7 protein-coding genes are annotated in these 6,897 nt (G+C 45.3%); 6 read left to right on the top strand and 1 reads right to left on the bottom strand.

Annotation, left to right across the window (positions count from 1 at the left end):
* Positions 1 to 61 precede the first annotated feature (61 nt).
* The 6 genes from arcC to ACP45E_RS19960 all read left to right on the top strand — a co-directional run bounded on the left by arcC (position 62) and on the right by ACP45E_RS19960 (position 6,283).
* Entirely contained in the window at positions 62 to 973 is a 912-nt protein-coding gene (gene arcC, locus ACP45E_RS19985; protein WP_069585472.1) for a carbamate kinase, read from the top strand.
* A gap of 108 nt (positions 974 to 1,081) precedes the next feature.
* A complete protein-coding gene (locus ACP45E_RS19980; RefSeq protein ID WP_017037224.1) occupies positions 1,082 to 2,092 on the top strand; it encodes an ornithine carbamoyltransferase in 1,011 nt (336 codons plus the stop codon).
* A gap of 362 nt (positions 2,093 to 2,454) precedes the next feature.
* Positions 2,455 to 2,943, top strand: coding sequence for an arginine repressor (locus ACP45E_RS19975; RefSeq protein ID WP_017037225.1), 489 nt, complete (start codon positions 2,455 to 2,457; stop codon positions 2,941 to 2,943).
* Positions 2,944 to 3,136: 193 nt separating this feature from the next.
* The gene (locus ACP45E_RS19970; protein ID WP_017037226.1) at positions 3,137 to 4,999 is read left to right on the top strand and encodes a protein-disulfide reductase DsbD; all 1,863 of its coding nucleotides are present in this window, start codon (positions 3,137 to 3,139) and stop codon (positions 4,997 to 4,999) included.
* A 113-nt stretch (positions 5,000 to 5,112) separates the two neighbouring features.
* Positions 5,113 to 5,463, top strand: coding sequence for a putative quinol monooxygenase (locus ACP45E_RS19965; protein ID WP_017037227.1), 351 nt, complete (start codon positions 5,113 to 5,115; stop codon positions 5,461 to 5,463).
* A 190-nt stretch (positions 5,464 to 5,653) separates the two neighbouring features.
* Complete coding sequence (locus tag ACP45E_RS19960; RefSeq protein WP_017037228.1) at positions 5,654 to 6,283, top strand: response regulator transcription factor; 630 nt, start codon at positions 5,654 to 5,656, stop codon at positions 6,281 to 6,283.
* Positions 6,284 to 6,335: 52 nt separating this feature from the next.
* Here ACP45E_RS19960 and ACP45E_RS19955 read toward each other — a convergent pair.
* A partial coding sequence (locus ACP45E_RS19955; RefSeq protein ID WP_277815732.1) for a TrkA C-terminal domain-containing protein occupies positions 6,336 to 6,897 on the bottom strand: 562 nt, incomplete at its 5' end.

Raw genomic sequence — 6,897 nt, 5'->3', positions numbered from 1 at the left:
CTAATCTTCGATGATAACGGCCGATAGTGATCTATCGGCCAAGCAGATAAAGAGAAAAATTATGACTAAAAAAACCGTTGTCGTCGCACTGGGTGGTAATGCTCTTCTTCGCCGTGGTGAGCCATTGGAAGCCGAAGTTCAGCGCCACAATATTGAAACAGCCGTCAAAACGATTTCTGAAATTGCCAAAGATTATCAAGTCGTGCTTGTGCATGGCAATGGCCCACAAGTCGGGCTTTTGGCACTGCAAGGTTTGGAATACAAAGCGGTTAGCCCTTATCCGCTGGATGTGTTGGGCAGTGAAACTCAAGGCATGATCGGATACATGTTGATGCAGGAATTTAAGAATCACCTGCCTGATCGAAATATCTCCTGCATGCTGACCCAAATGACGGTCGATGCCAACGACCCAGCATTTTCTGATCCAACCAAGCCGATTGGACCGATTTATGAGGAAGAAGAAGCCCGCGAGTTGGCGGAAAAGTATCATTGGACAGTCAAACCTGATGGACAACACTTTCGCCGTGTGGTCCCTAGCCCTCAACCAACAGGCATCGTTGAACACCAAGCGATCACCAAGTTAATTGATGAGGGACATTTAGTCATCTGCACGGGTGGCGGCGGTATTCCGGTTAAAAAAGTGGATGGGAAGCTAGTGGGAGTGGAAGCCGTCATTGATAAAGACATGTCAGCGGCTTATCTCGCCAAACAGTTGGAAGCCGATGCCTTACTGATTCTCACCGCTACTGATGCGGTTTACCTGGATTGGGGCAAGCCTACCCAACATGCTCTGCGCAGCACGACCCCGAGTGAGCTTTCAAAATACCAGTTTGATGCCGGTTCGATGGGGCCAAAAATTGAAGCATCTTGTGAGTTTATTAAACAGGGAGGCAAAGTCGTCGGTATCGGTGCGTTAGAAGACGGCTTACAGATCCTACAAGGCACTGCGGGCACTAATATTGTTCGCGAATAACCGTTAAAAAACCAGACATAATAATCAGTATCAGTCATCACAATAATCGCTGCGCGGCTTAATTCGTCATCTGACATTCAGCCACGCATCAAACAGAAGGAATACATCATGGCTTTTAATCTACGTAACCGTAACTTTCTAAAACTTCTCGATTTTACTCCGCGTGAAATACAGCACTTGCTTGACCTTTCTGCTGAACTCAAAAAAGCAAAATACAACGGCTACGAACAACCGCGACTCACCGGTAAAAACATTGCTCTGATCTTTGAAAAAAGCTCGACACGCACTCGATGCGCCTTTGAAGTGGCTGCCTTTGACCAAGGTGCTCAAGTCTCTTACTTGGGGCCTTCAGGTTCGCAAATAGGCCATAAAGAGTCGATGAAAGATACCGCGCGCGTTCTTGGCCGTATGTACGATGGAATAGAATACCGCGGCTTTGGTCAAGAGATCGTCGAAGAACTAGGGGCTCACGCGGGTGTTCCCGTTTGGAATGGTTTAACAGACGAGTTTCACCCAACACAGATCTTGGCGGATTTCTTAACCATGATGGAACACGGGCGCGGCAAACAGTTGCACGAGATTAAGTTTGCCTACCTCGGAGATGCTCGCAATAACATGGGAAACTCACTGTTGGTTGGCGCAGCCAAAATGGGCATGGACATCCGTCTCGTTGCTCCTAAACAGTTCTGGCCAGAAGAACAGCTCCTGGAAAAATGCCAAGATATCGCCAAAGAAACGAATGCAAAGATCACCTTAACCGAGGACGTTCAAGAAGGCATACAAGGTTGCGATTACCTTTACACCGATGTTTGGGTTTCTATGGGCGAAGCAAAAGAAGCTTGGGCTGAGCGTATTAACCTTATGCTCCCTTACCAGGTCAACATGAATATGCTCAAAGCGACAGGCAACCCTCATGTGAAATTCATGCATTGCCTTCCTGCGTTTCATGGTGAAGATACGACGGTTGGAAAACAGCTTGCGGCCGACTACCCGATTCTAAAAGACGGGGTGGAAGTGACCAATGAAGTGATTGAATCAGACCATTCCATTGTCTTCGATGAAGCAGAAAATAGAATGCATACGATAAAAGCCGTGATGGTAGCGACATTAGGCCGTTAATTGTAAAGAATTCAGGATTATCCAGATACTCGCTTTATTGGATAATCCTGCATGTATTAACGCTGTCAGCATCACTGAATCACGATAAAACAAAGGCATCCCGCCACCTCTCTGGATATTTATTCACCAAGATGGATATTCAATGAATTTTGGATAAAAAAACAAACATAAAGCCATTACTAGACTTTGGTGATCCCCTTCAAATAGCGAGTTTTAATTCAATGATACACTCGTATCGATAATAACAATGATTGATGCAATGCCATTTAGGCCATCAATACAACGAGTACTCTGAGGGTTTAAGAGTATACGAAGCGCTAAGGACTGGCGATATTTTGAACCTCCATAAAAAGGAGTTGATTGTGAACGACACCTTAGAGCATGAATCCTTGTGTTCCGCAGAAGACAAAACGTTAACTGCCGCTTGTAAACGCTTACTGCAACAGCAAAGTTTCGCCACGCAAAATGATCTGCGGTTGAAACTCATCGACATTGGTTTTGAGGGCATCAGCCAATCCACCGTCTCACGCTTGCTCTCCAATTTAGGGGTAGTGAAAGTCCAAAATGCCTGTGGAAAAAAGGTTTACTGCATCACGGTAGAAAGCGCCCCTGTCCGCGTAGAGTCATCCATTGCCTCCCAAATTGAAGTCATCACCCATAACCAGTCCATGGTTGTGGTTAAAACCCACCCAGGCAGCGCGCAATTGGTCGCTAGACTGGTGGACATTGATCCACATACCGAAATATTGGGGACAGTCGGCGGTAATGATACGGTACTCATCATTCCTAAAAATGTGAACAATATTGATGCTTGTGAAGCCATCGTCAGAGCCCGTCTAGGGGTGAAGTAGCCACCAAATCTGTCGCGCTGGTTCTCTACCCACTGAGCGCAATCGTCTTCACACAATCGGTTTTACAAACCTTTCACTAGCCTGATTATCTCGGCTAGTGAAAGGCTTGTTTCATTGTTGATGAAACTTAATGCCCCTCAAACCTGTCTGATTGAGGTAAGATTACTCATCCTTAATTTAGAAGACGGTTTGTATGCGTTTATTTGCTTTGGTTTCTGCTCTCTTTTTATCGCTATCAGCGCTTCCCGCCCACGCGTTATTTTCAGATAACTCAGATTCGTTATTCACGCCATCGAATAACAATACGTTTGTTCCGGTAGATGAAGCCTTTCCATTTAATCACTATCAACAAGATGCAAACCTCTTGCTTGATTGGCAGGTAAAATCCGATTACTACCTATACCAAAATCGCATTTCTATTAGTGGCGAAAATGTCACGCTTGGCGACATCAATATGCGTCAGGGTGAACCTTATGAAGATGAGTTTTTCGGTAAGGTCAACATCTATACCGATCCTCTGCTAGTCACGATTCCTTTGTTCGATTATCAAGACAATGCTCGTGTGATTGTTCAATATCAAGGATGTGCAAAAGCAGGGTTCTGTTATCCTCCAGAAACACGCATTATTAACCTTGATGCCTTTGATGCGCCTACGCCTACAGCTGACAGTTCTGGCTCGATAAGCCACATGTCACCATCAAATAATGCATCACCATCCGATTCAGCCGAAACCTCAAACAAACAAACCTCATCGACAGGCGCTAATACAGAGACAAAAACCACTGATATCCCCGTTTCCAGTGATAATACCCTAGCCAATCATCTTGCCGAGAACTGGTGGACCCCTCTTTTGTTTCTCGCGCTTGGTGTCGGCCTCGCTTTCACGCCTTGCGTACTGCCGATGTACCCAATACTCACGAGTATCGTTTTGGGCAGTGGTAAACTCAGCCATTCCCGCGCCCTTGGTTTGTCGTTCCTTTATGTTCAAGGCATGGCTCTTACCTACACTTTACTCGGTTTAGTGGTTGCGTCTGCTGGCTTGCAGTTCCAAGCGGCGATGCAACATCCTTATGTATTGATTGGATTAAGTGCACTATTCATTGCCCTCGCTGCGTCTATGTTTGGGCTGTATAGCTTGCAACTTCCAAGTAGTATGCAAACGTGGCTCAGCAATTTAAATAACAAGCAAAAAGGGGGCAGTAGCCTGGGCGTTTTTGCAATGGGCGCAATATCTGGGCTTGTCTGCTCTCCATGCACAACGGCACCACTCTCTGGCGCATTGCTGTATGTTGCGCAAAGTGGCGATCTATTAACGGGGGGCGTTGCTCTTTATGCCCTTGCGATGGGAATGGGCATCCCGCTGATGCTGGCCGCTGTCTTTGGCAATAAATTACTGCCTAAAGCGGGTGGATGGATGGATGTGGTCAAAACACTCTTTGGGTTTATTTTGCTCGCCGCGCCAATTTTCTTACTTGAACGTATCTTGCCACCAATTTGGGCAACGTCACTCTGGTCATTGCTAGGATTGGTTGCTTTTGGCTGGCTATATCACATCAAAAATAAACTGCCCTTTGGTGGTTGGCAGCAAAGTGCCGTTGGCATTGTGGCGGTTCTGGGATTGTTTGCTTCCGCTCAGCCCGCGCTCAATTATTGGTTTAACCCTCAAGCGAGTATTAGCCAATCGAAAATTGAGTTCATTCAGGTCAGTAGTGTGAGTGAGCTGGAAGCACAGCTCGCCATCGCAAAAAGCAACAACCAACCTGTGATGCTCGATTTCTACGCTGACTGGTGCGTGGCTTGTAAAGAGTTTGAAAAGTACACCTTCCACCAGCCCGATGTCGAAGCTCAGCTACAGCGCTTTGTTTTGCTTCAAGCTGATGTCACCAGAAATCAACCAGAAGACATTAGGCTACTCCAGCACCTTAATGTTCTGGGATTGCCAACCATTGAGTTTTGGGATGCATCCGGAGAGCGGATTCCAAGTGCTAGGTTGACTGGCTTTATGGAAGCGAGTCCATTTTTAGCGCATATTTCACGCTTGCTCGATGATCAGTAGCCTCTATCAGATTACAAGCATAAGGTTTTGATAATATTTAATTTTAATAGAGTCAGGCATTTGTAAATCATAAATATCGTTAAAAACACGCCCTAATAATTTAAGGAATTATCATGTCTAAAAAAGTGTATGTACTGGCTCAATTCAAGCCAAAATCAGGCAAAGAAGCCGAACTGTTTGAAGTATTAAAAGCACTAGAACCCGATGCATATCGTGAAGACGGCTGCATTCAATACACGCTAACGCGTCAGATTGATCACCCAAGCGCAACACGCACAGATTTCCCGATTGTGTTTAACGAAATCTGGGCAGATAAAGAAAGTTGGTCTGCTCACGGACGCCGCAAACAGATTCAGCATTTCTTTGAAACTCAGGTTCAAGCTGAAACGGGGTTAGTTGCGGATGCGGTTGTAACTGCTTACAGCGATGAAGCTGAAGATTACGACGCGCCTATCTTTGAATAACAATGAGCTTTGAATAGCGATGAGTCGCTAATAAAAGATTGATAGCACTCAATAAATGAAAGAGTTGGGTAGAGATAACCTAACTCTTTCACATTTTAAGAAGAAAAATTAGGCAATCACTTGTTATCGGTTGTCACGCCCCTCTCAAGTAGTGATACTAAATTAACTTTTCCTAATAAGTGCAACCCGTATGGAGCCAACCTATTCCATTGTCATTGCCGATGACCACCCATTGTTTCGCAATGCCCTATTTCAATCTGTCCACATGGCAGTCAGTGGCGCAAATTTACTTGAAGCCGATTCGCTGGATGCATTACTGAACTTATTAAAGAAAGAAGAGGAACCAGACTTACTGCTACTTGACCTCAAAATGCCAGGCGCTAATGGTATGTCAGGACTGATTCATCTTAGAGCTGAATACCCAGATCTTCCGATTGTAGTGGTTTCAGCGAGTGAAGAAGCTTCGGTAGTAAGCCAAGTAAAAAGTCACGGAGCTTTTGGCTTTATTCCTAAATCAAGTGATATGCGCGAGCTAATCAGCGCGATTAACCAAGTTCTGAATGGCGACCCTTTCTTCCCTGAAGGCTTAATCACCAATAATGCAGCTTGCTTAGATTTGGCAGAAAAACTGGCGACATTGACACCTCAGCAATACAAGGTTTTGGGTATGCTTTCCGATGGATTGCTAAACAAACAAATAGCCTATGAGCTTAATGTTTCTGAAGCGACCATTAAAGCGCATATGACGGCCATCTTTCGTAAGCTCGATGTGAAAAACCGCACTCAAGCGGTCATTCTACTTCAAGAATCTCACGCCTAATGTTCGCAGTTGTATGCTCATTTTTACGCATGCATATCATTAGGCGAAGTGACTACTCTTCCTCTTTAGTCTCTGGCAGGCATAAACCCAGTTTCACGACTTCATGATCCTGAATTTCAGCGATAACCCAATGCAGTCCAGCCCAGTCAAAGCTATCACCTAATACCGGGTATTGGCCGAGCTCTTGCTGTACCAATTGCTTTAGGGTGCTGGTATCAGCATATTCAGAAGCTTCAATGCCATAGTGTTCCATCACATGAGACAACAAAGTATCGGCACCTAAGAAGAAGTCACCAAAGAAACGTTTTGTCTCGTCTTCAGCTGGCGCGACACTAAACAGTTCACTTAACGCATCCAAATTCTTATCTTGACCCAACACACATAGGGTATCTCCCGCTTTTAACTGAGTACTTCCGCTAGGGTGAAGCAGCTGATTATCACGAAACACTGCGGTAACTCGAGTGCCTTCAGGCATAGCCAAGCGTTTCAGAGGTTCTCCCACGCACCATTTTTCTGGTTTAAGTTTATAAATGAACATCTCCCATTCACTCGTTGGGAATATTTCAATACCACTCCTTGATATCGGTGTTGGCTTCGGTGGTAAAGTGACTCGA

It is taken from the genome of Vibrio genomosp. F10 str. 9ZD137 (assembly GCF_049974785.1).
GTDB lineage: Bacteria > Pseudomonadota > Gammaproteobacteria > Enterobacterales > Vibrionaceae > Vibrio.
The sequence above is the reverse complement of the archived record's forward strand: the minus strand, read 5'-3'. Positions and strand labels throughout refer to the sequence as shown.